19 protein-coding genes and 1 other RNA gene are annotated in these 20,329 nt (G+C 64.2%); 4 read left to right on the top strand and 16 right to left on the bottom strand.

The annotated features are described in order from the left end of the window. Window positions 1-67: 67 nt before the first annotated feature. From AC27VQ_RS05255 to rimP, 8 genes are all read right to left on the bottom strand, one after another. On the bottom strand, window positions 68-388 hold the full coding sequence (locus AC27VQ_RS05255) for an SH3 domain-containing protein (RefSeq protein ID WP_313528915.1): 321 nt from the start codon (window positions 386-388) through the stop codon (window positions 68-70). A gap of 34 nt (window positions 389-422) precedes the next feature. Then, window positions 423-2,105: a sensor histidine kinase gene (locus AC27VQ_RS05250; RefSeq protein WP_488715483.1), complete on the bottom strand. Its 1,683-nt coding sequence runs from the start codon at window positions 2,103-2,105 to the stop codon at window positions 423-425. Between the two features lie 188 nt (window positions 2,106-2,293). Then, a complete protein-coding gene (gene truB / locus AC27VQ_RS05245) occupies window positions 2,294-3,226 on the bottom strand; it encodes a tRNA pseudouridine(55) synthase TruB (RefSeq protein ID WP_488715482.1) in 933 nt (310 codons plus the stop codon). Between the two features lie 12 nt (window positions 3,227-3,238). Further along, window positions 3,239-3,640: a 30S ribosome-binding factor RbfA gene (gene rbfA / locus AC27VQ_RS05240; protein ID WP_488715481.1), complete on the bottom strand. Its 402-nt coding sequence runs from the start codon at window positions 3,638-3,640 to the stop codon at window positions 3,239-3,241. 72 nt (window positions 3,641-3,712) lie between these two features. Further along, window positions 3,713-6,403, bottom strand: coding sequence for a translation initiation factor IF-2 (gene infB / locus AC27VQ_RS05235; protein WP_488715480.1), 2,691 nt, complete (start codon window positions 6,401-6,403; stop codon window positions 3,713-3,715). 104 nt (window positions 6,404-6,507) lie between these two features. Then, complete coding sequence (locus AC27VQ_RS05230) at window positions 6,508-7,164, bottom strand: RNA-binding protein (RefSeq protein WP_488715479.1); 657 nt, start codon at window positions 7,162-7,164, stop codon at window positions 6,508-6,510. A 136-nt stretch (window positions 7,165-7,300) separates the two neighbouring features. Further along, window positions 7,301-8,899, bottom strand: a complete 1,599-nt coding sequence (nusA, locus tag AC27VQ_RS05225; RefSeq protein ID WP_421594233.1) for a transcription termination factor NusA — start codon at window positions 8,897-8,899, stop codon at window positions 7,301-7,303. A 116-nt stretch (window positions 8,900-9,015) separates the two neighbouring features. After that, the gene (rimP, locus tag AC27VQ_RS05220) at window positions 9,016-9,633 is read right to left on the bottom strand and encodes a ribosome maturation factor RimP (RefSeq protein WP_488715478.1); all 618 of its coding nucleotides are present in this window, start codon (window positions 9,631-9,633) and stop codon (window positions 9,016-9,018) included. Between the two features lie 247 nt (window positions 9,634-9,880). Here rimP and AC27VQ_RS05215 point away from each other — a divergent pair, with 247 nt between their 5' ends. Continuing rightward, a complete protein-coding gene (locus AC27VQ_RS05215) occupies window positions 9,881-11,509 on the top strand; it encodes an MFS transporter (RefSeq protein ID WP_421594231.1) in 1,629 nt (542 codons plus the stop codon). Window positions 11,510-11,524: 15 nt separating this feature from the next. Here the strand turns inward: AC27VQ_RS05215 and AC27VQ_RS05210 are convergent, their stop codons facing one another. Together AC27VQ_RS05210 and recR are read right to left on the bottom strand one after the other, a co-directional pair. Then, the gene (locus AC27VQ_RS05210; RefSeq protein ID WP_488715571.1) at window positions 11,525-12,772 is read right to left on the bottom strand and encodes a lytic murein transglycosylase; all 1,248 of its coding nucleotides are present in this window, start codon (window positions 12,770-12,772) and stop codon (window positions 11,525-11,527) included. 17 nt (window positions 12,773-12,789) lie between these two features. After that, window positions 12,790-13,395 carry a recombination mediator RecR gene (gene recR, locus AC27VQ_RS05205; protein ID WP_313532603.1) on the bottom strand — a complete coding sequence of 202 codons (606 nt, stop codon included), beginning with the start codon at window positions 13,393-13,395 and terminating at the stop codon, window positions 12,790-12,792. A gap of 55 nt (window positions 13,396-13,450) precedes the next feature. Between recR and AC27VQ_RS05200 the strand changes: the two genes are divergently transcribed. Then, window positions 13,451-14,062: an MOSC domain-containing protein gene (locus AC27VQ_RS05200; protein ID WP_488715570.1), complete on the top strand. Its 612-nt coding sequence runs from the start codon at window positions 13,451-13,453 to the stop codon at window positions 14,060-14,062. On the opposite strand, the gene AC27VQ_RS05195 is transcribed toward AC27VQ_RS05200, so the two are convergent. The 4 genes from AC27VQ_RS05195 to ffs form a co-directional block, all read right to left on the bottom strand. Then, window positions 14,063-14,674 carry a LysE family translocator gene (locus tag AC27VQ_RS05195; RefSeq protein WP_488715477.1) on the bottom strand — a complete coding sequence of 204 codons (612 nt, stop codon included), beginning with the start codon at window positions 14,672-14,674 and terminating at the stop codon, window positions 14,063-14,065. A 35-nt stretch (window positions 14,675-14,709) separates the two neighbouring features. Next, window positions 14,710-15,033: a YbaB/EbfC family nucleoid-associated protein gene (locus tag AC27VQ_RS05190; protein ID WP_488715476.1), complete on the bottom strand. Its 324-nt coding sequence runs from the start codon at window positions 15,031-15,033 to the stop codon at window positions 14,710-14,712. 27 nt (window positions 15,034-15,060) lie between these two features. Continuing rightward, window positions 15,061-16,938 (bottom strand): DNA polymerase III subunit gamma/tau, encoded by a 1,878-nt coding sequence (locus tag AC27VQ_RS05185; protein WP_488715475.1) that lies wholly within the window; start codon window positions 16,936-16,938, stop codon window positions 15,061-15,063. Window positions 16,939-16,997: 59 nt separating this feature from the next. Then, an RNA gene (gene ffs, locus AC27VQ_RS05180) (signal recognition particle sRNA small type) lies at window positions 16,998-17,095 on the bottom strand. Between the two features lie 114 nt (window positions 17,096-17,209). Between ffs and AC27VQ_RS05175 the strand changes: the two genes are divergently transcribed. Both AC27VQ_RS05175 and nudC read left to right on the top strand, forming a co-directional pair. Continuing rightward, complete coding sequence (locus AC27VQ_RS05175; protein ID WP_488715474.1) at window positions 17,210-17,620, top strand: HIT domain-containing protein; 411 nt, start codon at window positions 17,210-17,212, stop codon at window positions 17,618-17,620. Continuing rightward, entirely contained in the window at window positions 17,617-18,591 is a 975-nt protein-coding gene (gene nudC / locus AC27VQ_RS05170) for an NAD(+) diphosphatase (protein WP_488715473.1), read from the top strand. The genes AC27VQ_RS05175 and nudC overlap by 4 nt, the downstream gene beginning before the upstream one ends. On the opposite strand, the gene AC27VQ_RS05165 is transcribed toward nudC, so the two are convergent. Beyond that, entirely contained in the window at window positions 18,588-19,439 is an 852-nt protein-coding gene (locus tag AC27VQ_RS05165; RefSeq protein ID WP_488715472.1) for a prephenate dehydratase, read from the bottom strand. The genes nudC and AC27VQ_RS05165 overlap by 4 nt on opposite strands. A gap of 11 nt (window positions 19,440-19,450) precedes the next feature. After that, window positions 19,451-20,206: a 3-deoxy-manno-octulosonate cytidylyltransferase gene (locus AC27VQ_RS05160; protein WP_488715471.1), complete on the bottom strand. Its 756-nt coding sequence runs from the start codon at window positions 20,204-20,206 to the stop codon at window positions 19,451-19,453. Window positions 20,207-20,329: the final 123 nt, after the last annotated feature.

Raw genomic sequence — 20,329 nt, 5'->3', positions numbered from 1 at the left:
AGGAGGCCAAAGCCCCGCATTGCTGGCGGTGCCTATAAACCATTCCCTCATGAAAGGGAAGGGTGTTCTAACGCTGCTCCGCCGGCTGGCGGGGGGCCGCCTCCACCGCGCCGCCGGCCTTGGGGCAGACGACATAGGCGCCGAAGATCCAGCCGAGCTGCCGGCCCTCCAGCGAAACGAGAAGCCAGCGTTTCGTACCGAGCTTCCGTTCCTCGATCACGGTGACGCTCATGCCGTTCTGCAATGTCGTCAGGATCGCGCCATTCGGCTCGGCGCGCACATTGAGCGGCGTTCCCGTGGGGTCGTCTACTAGGCATTCGTCGGCGGCGAAGGCAGGTGTTGCGGCGAAAAGGCCGGCAAGAAAAGCAGCACGCAAAAGAACCGTCATGAAATCATCCTGCGAAGGGAAAATGCGGGCTTCGTCAATATCCGGCCCCTTGCTGCGCATCCTCGTCGCGCAGACGGGCGAGCGGGATCGTCACCCGCCACTCGATGCCGTCGTCGTGCACGAGGAATTCCAGCTTGGCATCGAGAGCCATGCCGAGCATGCGCTCCAGCACCACACTGCCGAAGCCCTTGCGGCGGGTGGTGACGGCCTCCCGGTCGATCGACGCCTTGCTTTCGCGCCAGACGAGGGCAAGGTTTTCGCCTGATGTCACCCAGCTCAACGAGACGATACCCTTGTCGTTGGTGAGTGCGCCGTATTTCGTGGCATTGGTCGAAAGTTCGTGCAGCGCCATGCCGAGCGTCTGGGATGCCTGCGGATCAAGCAGCACGGCGGGGCCGGCAATGCGCACGCGCGATGCATCGGCGGGCGTGAAGGGTTTCAGCTGGTTTTTTGCAAGCTCCACCAAGTTGATGCCGTCGGTCGCGTTGGCGATCATCAGGTCTGTGGAGCGAGCGAGACCGGACACGCGCCTGCGGAAGGTTTCGGCGAAATCCGCGGCATTTTCCGCGCCGGTCGCCGACTGGTTCAGCATGGCCTGGATGACGGTGAGCTGGTTCTTCGAGCGATGCGCCACCTCACGCATCAGGAAGCGCACCTCGTTTTCCGATTTGACGCGGGCATCTGCCGCTTCAGACAGGGCGCGCGAGACGGTCTCCAACTCGGAAATGGCGTAGGGGCGCGCCGCAATCCGCTCGCCATGCCCAAGCCGACGGGCATCGGCAGCGAGCAGGCGCACATCGCGCGACAGGAGGCGCGCAATGCCGATCGCGCTGACGGCGGCAAGAAGCGCAAAGACCAGGCCGCCGACGGCCAGCCAAAGGAACGACGACACGGCGGGCGCCTGCACATCGGCGGATTTCGCCCAGGCGATCATGCGCCAGCCGGCGAGCGAGGAGAACTCCGTCACGACCTGATAATTGACGCCATCCTGTCCCATCGTGCTGACGCCGAGCCGGAGCGCCGGCACCACGCGCAGAAAGAACGGCTTGCCGGTCTCCTGCTTCTCGTCCGTCGAGGCGATGATCGTGCCGCGGCTATCGAGCACGGCGGCATTCCAGCCGGGGGAAAGGACGTCCGGATTGACCGCGCGCCGCAGCGCGTCGGCGTTTTTTGTCAGCGTCAGCAGAACATGTTCGCCGTTTGGAAGCCGCATCGGCTGGTAGACGTTGAACACCCATTGCTGCGCCGTCTTACCGAAGAACAGATCGGACACCATGCGCTCGCCACGCGCCAGCGCCATGCCGGCAGACACCGGGTCGGAAGCGGCGCTGAGCGCCGTGCCATAGGGAACGCGCGTGTTGAGGAGCTGGCGCATCGTCTGATCGATGATCAGGAAATTGATGTCCGTGCCCTCAAGCGTCTTCACAGCCTGCGCATGCAGATCCGCATAGTCGCCGTTTTGCAGGTTTTCCGACGTCGAGAGGAAATTCAGCGTGGAGAACATGCCGGAAATCTCGCGCTCGACGGCGCGGTTCACGGCGGTCGTCGAGGTGCGCAGCAGCGATTCGAAGATACGCTCCTGTGCTTCGTTCGTGCGCTTCAGCACGACGATGGAGAATAGAAAGGCAGGGATGACGATGACGAGGATGAGGCAGACGAGGTAGAAGGCAACCGGGTAATGCATGCGCCGGCGGGCCTCGGCGGGCTTTGCGTCCACATCCCCAGCAGATACCGATCTGTCAGTCGGCGACATCGTCAACGGCCAGCCCTTTCCACTCTTCTCCCCAGGAAGACCGAAACGGCAAAGCGCCGCCCAACCCGCCATGAAGCGAACCTCGCCGGCTCATAAAGCCTGTAGCTTGTGGTGAAATCAAGTCGGGGGCCGTTGGTTCCGCCCCCCGATTATTAGCCCTGGAAGACCCGCTTCGGACGGAATTCGCCGCCCGCGATCTCACCGATCGCCACCAACTTGCCACGCGCAGAAGCATAGGCTTCGTCAGCCGAAACCGGCGCATCGCGGCCGCGCACGATGATGGGGTTGCCCATGCGCAGGCGGTGCGCCTGATCGTCGTTGATGACGATCTGCGGCAGGCTGGACAGCGCTTCGCCGGTATCGATCAGGAACGCATCGAGGGCTGCCAACCGTTCGGCTTCGTCCTCGATCTTCTCGAGTGCGACGAGGTCGGCGAGCGGCACCATGTCGTCTTCGCCGAAGGGCGCGACGAAGGTGCGGCGCAGCGCGGAGATATGGCCGTAGCAGCCGAGCTGGCGGCCGAAATCGCGGGCGAGCGCACGCACATAGGTGCCTTTGCCGCATTCGACCTCGAACTGGGCGGTGTTCTCGTCCGAACCAACAAGCGTCAGCCTGTGGATTTCCACTTCGCGCGACGGGATTTCGACAACCTCGCCTTCGCGGGCCAGGTCATAGGCGCGCTCGCCGGCAATTTTGATGGCCGAGAACTGCGGCGGGATCTGCTGAATGACACCGGTATATTCGCCGAGGATCGCCTGGATCTCTTCCGCCGTCGGGCGCTTGTCGGCGCTCTCGGTCACCTCGCCTTCGAGGTCGTCGGTCGTGCGCTCCTCGCCCCAGGTCACGGTGAATTCATAGATCTTGCGGCCGTCCATCACATAGGGAACTGTCTTGGTCGCATCGCCAAGCGCGATGGGCAACATGCCGGAGGCGAGCGGATCGAGCGTGCCGGCATGGCCGGCCTTCTGCGCCTTGAACAGCCACTTGATCTTGGAAACGGCCTCGGTCGAGCCGAAATCGAAGGGCTTGTCGAGGATCAGCCAGCCGGAAACCGGCCGGCCCTTGGGTTTGCGGGGTCTGGACATCTGTATCCTGGATTATTTGTCGTCTTCGCCGGAGAGATCGCGCAAGACTTCCGGCGAGCGCAGGAGTTCGTCGATCTTCTTGTAATTGTCGAAGCTGGTGTCGTCGCGGAAGCGGACATCCGGCATATATTTCATCTGCCGCAGCTGCGAGCCCATGCGGCCGCGGATGTATTTCGCATTGCGGTTCAGCGCCTCGATGACGGCGTCGTGATCCTTCACGCCGAGCGGCGTCACATAGGCCGTCGCATGCTTGAGGTCCGGCGACATGCGGACTTCCGAGATGGAAATCACCGTCGTTTCGATCAGCGGATCGCGCACTTCGCCGCGCTGGAGAACCTGGGTGATCGCCGCGCGCACCTGCTCGCCCACGCGCAGCATGCGTTGCGACGGTGCTGAGGTTGTTGCTCTTACCATGGTCGTCACCTTCAAAAAAATACGAGCGCCGAAACGGTCCGGCGCTCGCACGATGTTTGGATCGCCGGACGCTTACAGCGTGCGGGTGATGTGCTCCACGCGGAAGCACTCGATCGTGTCGCCGGCGCGGATGTCTTCGTAATTCTCGAAGGCCATACCGCATTCCTGGCCCATCGGCACTTCGGCAACTTCGTCCTTGAAGCGCTTGAGCGTCTTGAGCTTGCCTTCGTGGATGACGACGTTGTCGCGCACGAGGCGGACACCCGCACCACGCTCGACCTTGCCTTCGATGACGCGGCAACCCGCGACCTTGCCGACCTTCGTGATGTTGAACACCTCGAGGATTTCGGCATTGCCGAGGAAGGTTTCGCGACGCTCCGGCGAGAGCAGGCCCGACATCGCCGCCTTCACGTCATCCACCAGATCGTAGATGATGTTGTAGTAGCGGATTTCGAGACCGGCGCGCTCGGCGGCCGTGCGGGCCTGGGCGTTGGCACGAACGTTGAAGCCGATGATGGCGGCGTTCGAGGCTTCGGCCAGCGAGATATCGGACTCCGTGATACCACCGGCACCGGAGTGAACGATGCGGGCGCGGACTTCGTCCGTGCCGAGCTTTTCGAGGGCACCGGCAATGGCTTCGATCGAGCCCTGCACATCGCCCTTGATGAGCAGCGGGAACTCTTTGAGACCGGAGTTCTGCAGCTGGCTCATCATCTGCTCGAGCGAACCGCGCGAACCGGCCTGGCGTGCCACCTGCTTTTCGCGGGCGAGACGCTGGCGGTATTCCGAGATTTCGCGGGCGCGGCTTTCGTTCTCGACGACGGCGAACTTGTCGCCGGCGGCCGGCGTGCCCGACAAGCCGAGGATCTCGACCGGCATGGAGGGGCTGGCTTCCTTGACGTGTTCGCCCTTGTCGTTGACGAGCGCACGCACACGGCCCCACTGATCGCCGGCCACGATGATCTGGCCGGGCTTCAGGGTACCCGTCTGCACGAGAACGGTGGCGACGGCGCCGCGGCCACGGTCGAGCTGGGCTTCGACGACGACGCCCTCTGCCGTGCGGTCCGGGTTCGCCTTGAGGTCGAGGATTTCGGCCTGCAGCAGAACGGCTTCGAGCAGCTTATCGAGGTTGAGGCGGTTCTTGGCCGACACTTCCACGTCGAGCGTTTCACCGCCCATGGTTTCGACGAAGACCTCGTGCTGGAGGAGCTGGTTGCGCACCTTCTGCGGGTCGGCTTCGTGCTTGTCGATCTTGTTGATCGCCACGATGATCGGAACACCCGCCGCCTTGGCGTGATTGATGGACTCGATCGTCTGCGGCATCACGCTGTCGTCGGCCGCAACCACGAGGATCGCGATGTCCGTCGCCTGCGCACCGCGGGCACGCATGGCGGTGAACGCCGCGTGGCCGGGGGTGTCGATGAAGGTGATCTTGTGACCGTTATGCTCGACCTGGTAGGCACCGATATGCTGCGTGATGCCACCGGCTTCGCCGGCAACAACGTTGGCCTTGCGGATGGCGTCGAGCAGCGAGGTCTTGCCGTGGTCGACGTGGCCCATGATGGTCACGATCGGCGGACGGCTCTCCAGATCGCCGGCATCGTCGGTGACGTTGAAGATGCCCTCTTCGACGTCGGATTCCGAAACGCGCTTGACGGTGTGGCCGAATTCGCCGGCAATGATTTCAGCCAGGTCGGCGTCGATCAGATCGCCGGGCTTCATCATCTGCCCTTCCTTCATCAGGTACTTGATGACGTCGACGGCGCGTTCGGACATACGCTGCGACAGTTCCTGAATGGTGATGGTTTCCGGCAGGATGACTTCGCGCATGACCTTTTCGCGCGTCTCCTGCATCTGGCTGCGCCGGAATTTCTCCTGGCGGCGGCGCATGGCCGAGAGCGAGCGGCCGCGCTGTGTCGCGTCCTCATCGGTCGAGGCCGTGGTCAGCGTTAGCTTGCCCTGGCGACGGCCGTCATCGGCCTTCGGGCGGGCCGGAACCTTTGCCGGTTCCGGACGCTTGACGGCGCCGCGGTTTGCAGGCGCGCCACCGCGCGGACGCTTGTCGTCGTCCTCTTCGTTTTCGCGACGGCGGCCGGCGACCGGCGTGGCAACCGGGCCAGGAGCCGGCGTGCGGCCGGGCTGCGGGCGGGTTTCGGCAGCGGCAGGCGCAGGTCTTGCGACCGGCTGCGCGACAACCTCTTCCACGACGGGCGCGGGAGCGGCGGCCTCTGCGGCGCGGCGTTCCGCCTCTTCCTTCTCGCGGACGATGCGGGCTTCTTCCTCGGCAACGCGGCGGGCCTCGTCCTCGACCTTGCGGCGGGCTTCGTCCTCGGCGCGCTGGCGGGCTTCGGCGGCGTCGCGGATCTGCGCTTCTGCAAGCGCGCGGCGACGGGCCTCGACTTCGTCAGGCGAAAGCTGGTTCAGCACCACGCCGCGCGGGCGGTTCTGCTCGCCCGGTCGGGAGGGCTGCTGATGCATCGGGCGCGACGGCTGCTGCTGTACGGGGCGCGAAGGCTGCGGCGCGGGGCGCGTCTGTTGCGGCTCCGGCTGGCGCTGCTGCACGGGTGCTGCGGGTGCCGATGCCTGGCGTTCTTCGCCCGGACGGCTGAAGTGGCGCTTCGTGCGGGTCTCGACCACAACGGCCTTGGTGCGGCCACGACCCATGTCCTGGCGCACGGTTCCCTGCTGAACCCCCGAGGGCTTCAGGCTAAGGGTCTTCTTGCCAGCCACATTGATCGTCTTGTCGTCTTCGTTGTCGGTCATTCCGTTCCGTTCCTAAGATCAGAGCCGGATGCGTATCACCAGACTCTGTCGTTCAAATGTGTTCATCCAATGCGATTTCGGCCGGCCGAATGCCGGTAACCGCGTCATTGGTTTGTCTGGCCAGCGCCACCTTTTGCCATCATTTGGCTGTCGCCCCGGTATTTCTCGAGCATGATTGCGCGCTTCACTACACCCTCACCCGCCTGCCCTGCAAGCGCTGCGGCATGGATAAAAGCATTACTTCCCAAAAGGCCCTCCAATTCGCTCTCCGAAAAGAGCTTGAAGGAGGGTATTTCCGTTTCGTCCTCGGTGAGAAAGCTTGCAGCCTTCCGCGCCTGGTCTATTTTCCGGACACCGTCCGCCGCCGCATCCGTCGAATGGAAGACGGCAAGGGCAGCAAGTGCACGCACGGCCTGATCGACCTTCGAGGAGCCGGTGATGAACTGGCCCGCCTTGCGCGCCATGTTCATCATGCCGCCGAGCTGGGCGGCGATCAGCCGGTCCACCTCGGCGCCGAGGTCGGGAGCCGCCTTCGCCTCCGCCTTCAGCGCACGCCCGAAAAGCTTCTTGGCGACCGCCTTGTCGACGATCGCCCGTTCGGCCTTTACCCAGCATCCGCGTCCGGGGAGTTGACGCTTCAGGTCCGGCACGACGCTGCCGTCGGGACCTGCGACGAAGCGGATCAGATCATCCGCCTCGCCCTTTTCGCGCGTCACGATGCACATGCGGTCGTTCACGCCGTCCTCGTCCTTCTTGCCCATATAGGTTTCCGCTCTTGCCAACGCAAACCGCTGTGCAAAATCAGCGGGCGACATGTCCAATTCTAAAGCGTTTCAAGCATGTCTTTATCCCGAAACCGGAAGCCACTTTCGGGAGACATGCTCTGGAGGACGCCGATCAGGCGTCCTGTTCGCCGCCCTCGACGACCGGCTCTTCCTTAACCAGGTCCTCTTCGGTGATCCAGCCGGCCGCAAGACGGGCCTGGACGACCATGGCTTCGGCTTCGGCGCGGGAGACCTCGAACTTCGAGAACAGGCCCTCGAACTTCTTCGTCTCGCCGTCCTTGCGTTCCGACCAACCGACGAGATCGTCCGCGGCGCAGCCGGCGAAGTCTTCCATCGTCTTGATGCCGTCTTCGCCGAGCGCCACGAGCATCTGGCTCGTCAGGCCGTCGATCTGGCGCAGCTCGTCGGACACGCCGAGTTCCTTGCGCTTGGCGTCCATCGCCGCTTCGAGGCGGTCGAGATGTTCGCGGGCGCGGGTCTGGAGTTCCTGGGCCGTGTCTTCGTCGAAACCGTCGATCGAGGCGATTTCGTCGAGATCGACGTAAGCCAGTTCCTCAACGGCAGCGAAGCCTTCGGACGCCAGAACCTGACCGACCATCTCATCGACGTCGAGCGATTCCATGAAGAGGTTGGTGCGCTCGTTGAATTCCTTCTGGCGACGCTCGGACTCTTCGGCTTCCGTGAGGATGTCGATGTCCCAGCCGGTCAGCTGCGAAGCGAGGCGTACGTTCTGGCCGCGGCGGCCGATGGCCAGCGACAGCTGCTCGTCGGGAACGACGACTTCGATGCGCTCTGCATCTTCATCCAGAACGACCTTGGCGACTTCCGCCGGCTGAAGGGCGTTGACGATGAACGACGCCGGATCCTGCGACCACGGAATGATGTCGATCTTTTCACCCTGCAGCTCGCCGACGACGGCCTGGACGCGCGAGCCGCGCATACCGACGCAGGCGCCGACCGGATCGATCGACGAGTCGTTCGAGATGACGGCGATTTTCGCACGCGAACCGGGGTCACGAGCGACCGACTTGATCTGGATGATGCCGTCGTAGATTTCAGGCACTTCCATGGTGAAGAGCTTCACCATGAACTGCGGATGGGTACGCGACAGGAAGATCTGGGGCCCGCGCTGTTCACGGCGCACGTCGTAGACGAAGGCGCGGACGCGGTCGCCGTAGCGCATGTTTTCGCGCGGGATCATCTCGTCGCGACGGATGATGCCTTCGCCACGGCCGAGATCGACGATGACGTTGCCGTATTCGACGCGCTTGACCGTGCCGTTGACGATCTCGCCGATACGATCCTTGTATTCGTCGAACTGGCGGTCACGCTCGGCTTCGCGCACCTTCTGCACGATGACCTGCTTGGCCGACTGGGCGGCGATGCGGCCGAAATCCATCGGCGGCAGCGGATCGGCGATAAAATCGCCGAGCTTGGCGTCCGGGTTGCGGTCGCGCGCCAGTTCCAGCGGGATCTGGGTGCCGTAATCTTCGGCAACCTCGACGACCTCGAGCAGGCGCTGGAGGCGGATTTCACCGGTCTTGGAATTGATGTCGGCGCGGATGTTCGATTCCGTGCCGTAACGCGAGCGGGCTGCCTTCTGGATGGCGTCGGCCATCGCGGCAAGCACGATCTCGCGGTCGATGACCTTTTCACGGGCCACGGCATCCGCGATCTGCAGAAGCTCAAGCCGGTTCGCACTGACTGCCATTGTCTCAGGTCTCCATGGTCGAGCCGGGTTTTTCGCCCCCGGCAATCGGGAGCGGCCAGGCCGCTCCGGTTCCGTCCTCTCCGTTCCGCCACCTCGGGCGAAACGCACTCACATACTTATTCTTCGTCGTCGCCGTCTTCGTCGTTCTGGTTGGCGGCCTGCGCGGCCTTCGCCTTCTTGTCGGCGGCCAGCGCGTCGCGGATCAGCTCGTCGGTCAGGATCAGCCGGCCCTCGGCAAGCGCCGTGAAGGGAATGACGACCGTCGGCTCCTCGCCGGCGGCGAGCTGGTCACGTTCCAGCGTGAAGCCGTTTTCGTCTGCGGCGACGATCTTGCCGCGGAAGCGCTTGCGGCTTTCGACGAGGATCGAGGTCTCGCACTTCAGGAGATGGCCCGTCCAGCGCGAAAAGTCCGACTTGCGCACCATCGGCCGGTCGATGCCGGGCGAGGACACTTCAAGATGATACGCCTTGTCGATCGGATCCTCAACGTCGAGCACCGGCGAGACGGCCATCGAGACCTTCTCGCAGTCCTCGACCGTCATGGTGCCGTCGGGGCGCTCGCACATGATCTGCAGCGTCGCACCGTTCTGCGCCGACAGGCGCACGCGCACCAACTGGTAGCCGATCTGCTCTATGGTCGGCTCGATGATGTCGGCAACGCGGCGGTCGAGGCCGGTCTCGACGATCAGGCGCGGCTCGATCGCTACAGTTTCTGTCTGGGTCGTGTCGGACATGACATGCCCTCCCGGGATGGTCGTTATCATGCACCTGATCGCGGCAACAAAAAAGAGCGGGTCCTTGCGGGCCCACTCTTCATCTGACGATCAAGAATTTGGGAGTGATATAGACCGGGTTCGTCATAAATGCAAGGTCGGCCGCAAAGCCCGCCTGTGGGCGACGTATTTGCCGCCACCGGGTTGCCGCTTTTGTTGTTTGGACTAGATTGCTAGCCAACGCTGCGTCGAGAATGAGTGCCCCACCGTGCCGGACCGGAAATCCCCCCTCGCCCCCTTCCGAAACGAAACCTTTCGGCTGATCTGGGCGGCGAGCCTGATCTCCAATTTCGGCGGGCTCATCCAGTCCGTCGGCGCGGCCTGGATGATGGCCTCCATCTCGCCCTCCGCCAACATGGTGGCGCTGGTGCAGGCCTCGACCTCGCTGCCCATCATGCTGTTTTCCGTCGCCGCCGGCGCGCTCGCCGACAATTTCGACCGGCGCAAGCTGATGCTGACGGCGCAGTGTTTCATGCTGGCAGTCGCGATCGGCCTCACCCTCTGTACCTGGTACGGCGTCATCACGCCCTGGCTGCTTCTGACCTTCACCTTCCTGCTCGGCTGCGGCGTGGCGCTCAACAATCCGGCCTGGCAGGCCTCCGTCGGCGACATGGTGCCGCGCGAGGACCTGCCCGCCGCCGTGTCGCTCAACAGCATGGGCTTCAACCTCACCCGCTCCGTCGGCCCCGCCATCGGCGGCGCGATCGTCGCGGCGGCGGGTGCGGCGGCCGCCTTCGCCGCCAATGCGCTCAGCTATTTCGCGCTGCTCTACGCGCTGATCCGCTGGAAGCCGAACGTTTCGCCGCGCGCCTTGCCGCGCGAAGACTTCGGCCGCGCTATCTCGGCGGGCCTGCGCTACGTGTCGATGTCGCCGAATATCGGCAAGGTTCTCTTGCGCGGCTTCGCCTTCGGCCTGGCGACCAGCTCCATCCTCTCGCTGCTGCCGCTGATCGCCCGCGACCTCGTGGCCGGCGGGCCGCTGACCTATGGCGTGCTGCTCGGCTGTTTCGGCCTCGGCGCCATCGGCGGGGCCTTCATGAATGCGCGGCTGCGCGAAAAATTCACCAGCGAGGCCATCGCCCGCATGGCCTTCACCGGCTTCGCCATCGCAGCCACGGTTTCGGCGACCAGCACCTCGGCGGCGATCACCGGCGCCGTGCTCTTGATTGCAGGCTTCTCCTGGGTCATGGCGCTCTCGCTGTTCAATACGACGGTGCAGCTCTCCACCCCGCGCTGGGTCGTCGCCCGCGCGCTGTCGCTCTACCAGACCACCACTTTCGGCGGCATTGCGGCCGGCAGCTGGATCTGGGGCACGACCGCCGATACGCACGGCGCGCAGACCGCGCTGCTCGCCTCCGCCGTCGCGATGATCGCCGGTGCAGCACTCGGCCTGCGCTATGCGCTGCCCGAATTGCAGAGCCTCAATGTCGATCCGCTCAATCGCTTCAGCGAGCCGGACCTGCCGCTCGACCTGAAACCGCGCAGCGGCCCGATCGTCATCCTCATCGACTACCAGATCGCCGAGGGCGACATTCCCGAATTTCTGGAGGCGATGACCGAACGCCGGCGCATTCGTATCCGCGACGGTGCGGGCCAATGGGCGCTGATGCGCGATCTCGAAAACCCGACGATATGGACCGAGACCTACCACGTGCCGACCTGGGTGGAATATGTCCGCCACAACCAGCGCCGCACCCATGCGGATGCCGCCAATGGCGAGAAGCTTCGCCAGCTGCACAGCGGCGCGGAAGACCCGCGCGTCCACCGCATGATCGAGCGGCAGACCATCGTCCCGCACGAATACGAGCGGTTCAAGCGGCAGGTGGATATGCACTGAAGGTAGGCTAGAACCTTACCGCAGCTTGGATTTCAGCGAGGCATCCGGATAGCAGGTCGGCGCAAGCCCGTTCTTCGCCTGCCAGTCGCCGAGCGAGCGGCGGGTCTTGTAGCCCGGCAGGCCATCGACCTTGCCGACATCGTATCCCTTGGCGACCAGCGCTTTCTGCATGGCGAGCACATCCGAGCGCAGCATCTTGCCGATATCGCCCCACTGACCCTGGAACGGTCCGCTGCCATGGGCGATGCGATCGGCGAGATTGCCGAGGAAGAGGGCGTAGAGATCCGAGTTGTTGTATTCCTTGAGCACGTAAAAATTCGGCGTGACGATGAATTCCGGCCCGTGCGTGCCGGCCGGAACCAGCATCATGCCTGAAGCCTTGGCCTCGCCGCCCGAAAATGCCTTGCCGGAAATACGCGTGATGCCCGTCGCGGCCCAGGCCGAGATCGGCTTGGCAAGATCAGGCCCCTCCTGCGCACAGGACACGCCATCGGGGATGGAGACCTCGTAACCCCAGCCGCGCCCGGCCTGCCAGCCCTTCTTGGCGAGATAATTGGCAATCGACGCCAGGCTGTCCGGCACCGAGCCCCAGATATCGCGCACGCCGTCCCCATCGAAATCGACGGCATATTGCAGGTAGCTGGTCGGCATGAACTGCGGCTGGCCGAGTGCGCCGGCCCAGGAGCCCTTCAATTGCGCGACCGTATGGTCGCCGCCATCGACAATGTGGAGCGCGGCGATCAGCTCCTTGCGGAAGAGGTCCTTGCGCGTCGACATGAAGGCCTTGGTGGCGAGCACCTCGACGGCCGAATAGGGGATTTTCGCGCTGCCGAAACCCGATTCACGGCCCCAGACGGCGACGACGATCTCGCCGGGGACGCCGAATTTCTGCTCGATCTTGCGCAGCGTCGAAGCATGGGTCTTGGCAAGGCTGCGGCCCGTTCCCGCCAGCCCCTGCAGGCGCTTTTCGGAGAAATAGGCACCCGGCGAGGAGAATTCCGCCTGGCTTTGCGCCTGCTCCTTCTTCGGCTTGGAGCCGGGCGGCACGAGATCGGGCAGGTCCCAGTTGAGCGTCACGCCCTCCAGCGCCGCGCGAAAGGTCTTTTCGCTGACGCCGGTCTTCTTCGCCGCCGGCCAGAGATCCCTATCGATCCACGCCCGGAACATCTTTTCGACCTCGGCCTTGGAGGCGGCCGCTGCCGGAAGGGCGAAAGCAAGGGAAAACAGGGCGATGCCGACGGAGGCCTTGAAGGCTTTGCGAATGTTCAAAAGGGGTCTCCTCAGATCGCGGTGCGGGCGCGGAGCGCGGCCGTCAATGTGCCCTCGTCGAGATAATCGAGCTCGCCGCCGACGGGCACGCCATGGGCAAGCCGCGTGATCTTCACGTCGAGGCCGGAGAGCTGGTCGGTGATGTAATGCGCCGTCGTCTGGCCCTCGACGGTGGCGTTGACGGCGATAATCAGTTCGCGCACGCCGCCCTTCGCCACCCGGTCGACGAGGCCGCGAATGTTGAGATCGTCAGGTCCGACACCATCGAGCGGCGAGAGCGTGCCGCCGAGCACGTGATAGGCGGCGTTCATCGCGCCGGCGCGCTCCAGCGCCCAGAGATCGGAAACGTCCTCGACGACGATGATCATCGCATGGTCGCGGCGCACATCCGTGCAGACCGTGCAGGGATCACTGGTATCGACATTGCCGCAGCACGAGCAGATGCGCACCTTGCGATGCGCCTCGCCCATCGCTTCGGCGAGCGGGCCAAGCAGCTGGTCCTTCTTCTTGACGAGATGCAGCGCCGCACGCCGCGCCGAACGGGGCCCGAGGCCCGGCACCTTGGCCAGGAGCTGGATGAGTTTTTCGATTTCAGGGCCGGTGACTCGTTTTGCCATTGCCGCTATCTAGCCCATATCAAGAGGAAACGGAATCTCGGGAGTTCGACGCTTGATCAAAATCCTCGCGGTATGCACGGGCGTAGCCCGCCCTGTCCCCGGCAAAAGCTATAAGACCGGCATTTTCAAGGTGCCGACGGATGCGGCCATCGTCGTCGACCGCGAGGGGCTTTTGGGTGACGCCATCTGCAACCGCAAGCACCATGGCGGGCCTGAACAGGCGGTCTACGGTCTCGGCTCCGTGGATCTCGACTGGTGGTCGAAGGAACTTGGCCGAACCATCGAGCCGGGAACATTCGGCGAGAACGTCGTGATCGAGGGCATCGACAGCCGCTCCGTCTCCGTCGGCGACCGGTTCGAGACGGAAAGCGTGCTTCTTGAAGTGACCTCGACGCGCATTCCCTGCAACACGCTGACGGCGAAAATGGGCGATCCCGGTTTCGCACGCCGCTTCATGCAGGCCGGCCGGCCGGGTTTTTACTGCCGTGTCCTGCGCGACGGCGTTATGCAGGCGGGTGATGCGGTGACCTATACGCCCTTCCCCGGCGAGCCCGTCACCATGCCGGAACTGCTGCGCACCTACGGCAAGAACATGTCCGAGCAAGACCGTATCCGCTATCTCGCCGCCCCCATCGCCGACAAGCTGCGCGCAGCACTCACCGGCTGATCAGCGCGCGGCAATCGCCGCCGCGGCCCCGGCCATGGTGCCGGCGCTGAGCCGGTTGGCGATGCGCACGGCACGCGGGCTCTTCAAGAACATACGGGCACGCGAGGCGAGGAAGACCCAGGCGAGATCGATCGCCACGAGCACGACGAACATTGTCACGACCAGTTCGGCCCAGCCGACCAGCGTGACGGCGCCGAGATCGATGATCGCAGGCAGAAGCGCTACGTAGAACATCATGATCTTGGGATTGCCGAGCGTCACCGTCAGCCCGGCGAAAAACAGCTTTGCGCCGGAACGCGCCTCGGGCAGCGTCTCCTCACCGGTGTCGGTCGGCGCGAACCACATTTTCCAGGCGAGATAGAGCAGATAGGCGACGCCGAGCCACTTGATGACGACGAAGGCGGCATGGAAGGTTTCGGCAATCGCGGCAAGGCCGAGTACGGCGAAGGTGAGCCAGACGCCCTCGCCGATCCACATGGCGGCAAGGAAGGGCAGCACATCCTTCGGCCCGCGCGACAGCACGCGGGCGACGAGGGCGGCAATGCTCGGACCGGGCGAACCGGCCGCCATCATCAGCGCACCGGCAAAGACAAGCAGGGTCATCAGGCTCATCGGAAATCCTCCTCGGGAGCCTTTACCCTACAGGATCAGAACGGCAGTTTGAAGCCGGGCGGGATCGGCAGGCCGGCGGTCAGCGCCTTGGTGCGCTCGGCGGTTTCGGCCTCGGCCTTATCCTTGGCGTCCTTATGGGCAGCCACGATCAGGTCCTCGAGGATTTCGACGTCGTCTTCCTTGAAGAGCGAGGGATCGATCTTCAGGCCCTTGAGATTACCCTTACCGTCGAGCGTGACGGAAACCATGCCACCGCCGGAAGAGCCGTTCACCGTCAGCGCAGCGATCTCCTCCTGCATCTTCTCCATCTTGGCCTGCATTTCCTTGACCTTGCCCATCATGCCCATGATGTCGCGCATCGGTCTCTCCTTTTGTTCTCTGGATATTTAGTGTTCGATATCGTCGCCGGGCAGGATGTCGCCCTCGGCGGATTCGGCTGCGGCCGCAACCACGACCGTCTCGGGCTCGTCTTCGGTTTCCTGCACCTTGATGCGCACGTCGGTGATCTTGGCGCCCGGGAAACGTTGCAGGATGGCCGCGACGTCGGGGTCCTGGCGCGCATCGGCGACGCGGGCTTCCTGCGCCATCGTCTCGGCTTCGGAGAGCGTGGGACCGCCGGCTTCCCGCGACAGGATGACCAGCCAGCGCTGGCCCGTCCATTCCTGGAGCCGGTTGGACAGGTCGGCGACGAGCGATTTCGGCGCGTCGTCGGTCAGGCTGATTTCCAGTTTGCCGGGCTCGACGCTGACAGGCCGCACGAAGGCGCGCACGAGGGCACGCAGACGGATATCGCGGTTCTTGGTGCAGAGATCGGCAACGTCGGAAATCGAGTTAACAGGGACTTTGGGTGCTGCGGCCGGCTGGGCGGCGGGCGCGGTTTCAACCCGGCCGACTGGCTGCGCGGCCGGCTCGGCCTGCGGCACGGGGCGCAGCATGGTCACGGTGCCACCACCGGCCTGGGCCCGCATCGGCTGATCCGGCTGGCGCGCGACGGCGGAAACGGAAGCCTGTGCCGAGGGCTGGCCACCATTGCCGCCCGATGGCGGCGCGCGAAAACCGTTGCCGCCGTCACCACTGGTGAGGTCGGCAAGCCGGCGCGCAGCGTCTTCCGGCGAGGGCAGGTTGGCCGCATGGGCAAGGCGGATGATGACCATTTCGGCGGCACCGGCCGGGCGGCTGGAGGCCTCGGTTTCCGAGATGCCCTTGAGCAGCATCTGCCACATGCGCGACAGCGCCGTAACAGCGATGGAATTGGCGAATTCGACGCCGCGCACGCGCTCGACCTCGCTCAGCGACTGGTCGCCGGTCGCATCCGGTACATATTTCATGCGCGTGACGAGATGGGTGAAATCGGCAAGGTCCGTCAGCACCACGGAGGGGCTGGCACCCGCCTCGTATTGCGCGGCGAATTCGGCAAGGGCGGCGGCAGCATCGCCCTTCACGATATGCGCGAAGAGATCGACGATGCGGGCACGGTCGGCCAGGCCGAGCATGGAGCGTACGGCATTCACCTCGACGCGGCCAGCGCCGTGGGCGATCGCCTGATCGAGCAGCGACAGACCGTCGCGCGCCGAGCCTTCGGCGGCACGGGCGACCATGGCCAGCGCATCCGGCTCGAACTCGACGCCTTCCTTACCGAGAATGGTGGTGAACAGGCCGACGAGATCCGACGCACCGATGCGGCGCAGGTCGAACCTTTGGCAGCGCGACAGGACGGTGATCGGAACCTTGCGGATTTCCGTCGTCGCGAAAATGAACTTCACGTGCTCCGGCGGCTCTTCGAGCGTCTTCAAAAGGCCGTTGAAGGCCTGCGTCGAGAGCATGTGCACTTCGTCGATGATATAGACCTTGTAGCGTGCCGAGACAGGACGGTAGCGTACCTGCTCGATGATCTCTCTGATGTCATCGATACCCGTATGGGAGGCGGCGTCCATCTCGATGACGTCGACATGACGGCCTTCCATGATCGCCTGGCAATGTTCGCCGGGCACGCGAAGGTCGATCGTCGGCTTGTCGATCTCAGGGGTCTTGTAATTCAGCGCGCGGGCGAGGATGCGGGCGGTCGTCGTCTTGCCGACCCCGCGAACGCCGGTCAGCATATAGGCTTGGGCGATGCGGCCGGTCTCGAACGCATTGGTCAGCGTGCGGACCATCGGCTCCTGGCCGACCATGAGATCCGAGAAATCCTTCGGCCGGTACTTTCGCGCAAGGACGCGATAGGCGGCGGGCTTTTCGGTGGACGGTTTTGAGGTTTCGTCGCTCATCGACCCTGCCGTTATTCAAATGTCTGTCCCGACAGGACGGCCAGAAGCAGGACGGTAAGGTGGGAGGCTGGCACGATGACCCGTGCCGGAGCTCGTTGGGGCTGCTTCCTTCCGGACCTGACCCGGTTGGCGAGTGGCTCGTCCACCACCAACCTCCCGTCCCCCATATCGGCAATATTCCATCCGAATGCAAGCGCGGCTTACAAAAAACTGTTGGAGGGAAATCGGGCGCGTGGCATTTATCATTGATAACAGCATGCGGAAGGCCCCGATGAGCGATTTTCGACCCGACGACCGGCTGGCGCGCGACAGCGATCTCCTGACCAAGATCGGCCTGTGCGAACTGCGCCTGATGAAGGACAGCCGCTGGCCCTGGCTGGTTCTGGTGCCGCAGCGCCCCGATGTCAGCGAAGTCTTCGATCTCACGCCGCTCGACCAGACCATGCTGACCTTCGAGACCACGCTCGTCGCCGAGGCGCTGAAGACCGTGACGGGCGCCACGAAGATCAATACCGGCGCGCTCGGCAATATCGTGCGCCAGCTTCACGTCCATGTCATCGCCCGCAGCGAGGGCGATCCGAACTGGCCCGGTCCCGTCTGGGGCTTCGGCACCGCCGAGCCGCGCTCGGCCGAGGAAACCAAGGCCTTTTCAGCCAAGCTTTTGGACGCAATGACCCCATGAAGCCATCGCTTTTCGACATCTATCGCCCGCATGCGGAACCCAGCACCATGGTGGCCTTTGCGGAAAACACACTCGACCGCCAATCCGAACACCGCGCCGCAGACTGCCTGGAACAGGCGTTCAAGGCGGAAAACGTCCATGCCTTCGCGCTTGCCGGCGGCAAGCTCGTCGTCAAGCATGACGAGAAGATCATCGATCCGCTCTTTGCCCCCTATGAACTGGCGGAACTCGACCCGATCCCCGACGAATCCATTCTGCTCGGCTACCTCAAGAACGGCGAGCCGCGACTGGCGATCCCCGTTCGCGCCGATCCCGACACATTGCAGGAGCCGCTGAAGGCCACCGACGGGCGCACGCTCTATCGCCAGCAGATGCTCGATGACGACCTGCTCGGCCAGTTCGCGCAGGCCTCCAGCCTGATGACCTGGAACGGCAACAACCGCTTCTGCGGCAAGTGCGGTTCGCCGACCCGCTCGGAGATCGGCGGCTATCGCCGTGTCTGCGAGGCCTGCAACCACACGATCTTCCCGCGCACCGATCCGGTCGCCATCATGCTGGTCATCGATATCGAGCGGGATCTCTGCCTGCTCGGCCGCTCGCCACATTTCCAGCCGGGCATGTATTCCTGCCTCGCCGGCTTCCTGGAGCCGGGCGAGACGATCGAGCACACGGTGCGCCGCGAGACGCTGGAGGAATCCGGCATCAAGGTCGGCCGCGTGCGCTATCACGCCTCACAGCCCTGGCCGATGCCGCATTCCCTGATGATCGGCTGCTATGCAGAAGCGATCTCCTTCGACATCCGCCGCGACGAGACGGAGCTTGAGGATTGCCGCTGGTTCACCCGTGACGAGACGGCCGAGATGATCGAGCGCAGCGCCATGTCCGGCACCGCACCCGGCACCACCACGCCGCCGCCGAAGGGCGCCATCGCGCACCGGCTGATGCGCGACTGGCTGGACTGGACGATTTAAAACGCGCTGCGCATCGGATGCGCCCGGTAGGTGCCGAGAATGCGCACCTTCTCCGAGAAGAAGCCCAGTTCGTCGAGCGCCCGGCGCACATGCGGATCGTCGGGATGCCCCTCGATATCGGCATAGAACTGCGTCGCCGTGAAGGTGCCGCCGATCTGGTAGCTTTCGAGCTTCGTCATGTTGATGCCGTTCGTCGCAAAGCCGCCGAGCGCCTTGTAGAGGGCGGCCGGGATGTTGCGCACGTTGAAGATGAAGGTCGTGACGATGATCTCGTCCTCGACCCGCTCGGCGACGACGGGCTCGCGCGACAGAACGACGAAGCGCGTGACGTTGCTTTCGGTGTCCTCGACATTTTCCGCGATGATCGACAGGCCGTAGAGATCGGCGGCGAGACGGGGCGCCAGCGCCGCCATCGAGCGGTCGCCGGTCTCCGAGACGAGCTTTGCCGCCCCTGCCGTATCGCCGGCAATAACAGGCTTCCAGCCGTTGAGGCGCACGATCTTGCGGCACTGGCCGAGCGCATGGATGTGGCTGTGGACCGTGCGCACCTCATCCTTGGTGACGCCGGGCAGCACCATGAGCTGGAAGCGGATCGGCATGAAATATTCGCCGACGATATGCAGGCGCGATTCCGGCAGGAGATGGTGGATATCGGCGACGCGGCCGGCAATCGTGTTCTCGATCGGGATCATGCCGAGATCGGCATCGCCGTTTTCCACGGCGAGCAGCGCATCCTCGAAGGTCTGGCAGGGCAGCGGCTCCATGGTCGGAAACATGTCGCGGCTCGCCATGTCGGAATTGGCGCCGAACTCGCCCTGGAAGGCGATGCGGTTGGTCTTCATGGTCATGGCAGGTCCGATCAGATGGGGTTGGCCGCAAGCATGGCGCGGGCCTTTTCGAGGTCGGCGGGAGTATCGACACCGAGCGGAACGGTGTCAACGATCTCGACATCGATGCGCATGCCGGCTTCGAGCGCGCGCAATTGCTCCAGCGATTCCCGCTTTTCCAGCGTCGACGGCTTCAGCGCGACGAAGGCTTCGAGCGCCTTGCGGCGGTAGGCGTAGAGCCCGATATGGTGATAGAGCGGGCCATTGCCGTGCGGCGCCGTCGCGCGCGTGAAATAGAGCGCGCGCAGCCGGTTTTCGGAAATCGGCGAGCCGACGACCTTCACGACGTTCGGGTTGGTCTTCTCGTGTTCGTCGCGGATTTCCGTCGTCAGCGTCGCGATATCGGTCGCGGCGTTTTCCAGCGGGCGAAGTGCTGCGCGGATCGTTTCCGGATCGATGGTCGGCAGGTCGCCCTGCACGTTAATGATGAGCTCGGCGCGGCCGTCCGGATCGCTCTTCATGAGCGCCTCATGGATACGGTCGGAGCCGGACTGGTGGTCGACGCGCGTCATGACGGCCTCGAAACCGGCCGCGACGACCGCGTCGAAGACGGTCTGGTCGTCGACGGCCACCACGACGCGCCCGACATCGGCGGCGGCGGCGCGGCGCGCAACCTGCACGATCATCGGCAGGCTCGCAATATCGGCCAGCGGCTTGCCCGGAAGCCGGGTCGAGGCCATGCGGGCCGGAATGAGCACGAGGGTCTTGTCAAATTTGGCGGAATTCATCGCAGGCCCTTCAAAACCCCCGGGAAAAGTGTCAAAAAGTCTCAGTGCGGGGGCTACAATCACTGTTGCAACGAAGCAGCAAAAGACATAGGTTCCGCGCGATTTCAAGACTGGCCGGTATCA

This window comes from Shinella sp. 20P9.1.1, assembly GCF_057798995.1.
The sequence above is the reverse complement of the archived record's forward strand: the minus strand, read 5'-3'. Positions and strand labels throughout refer to the sequence as shown.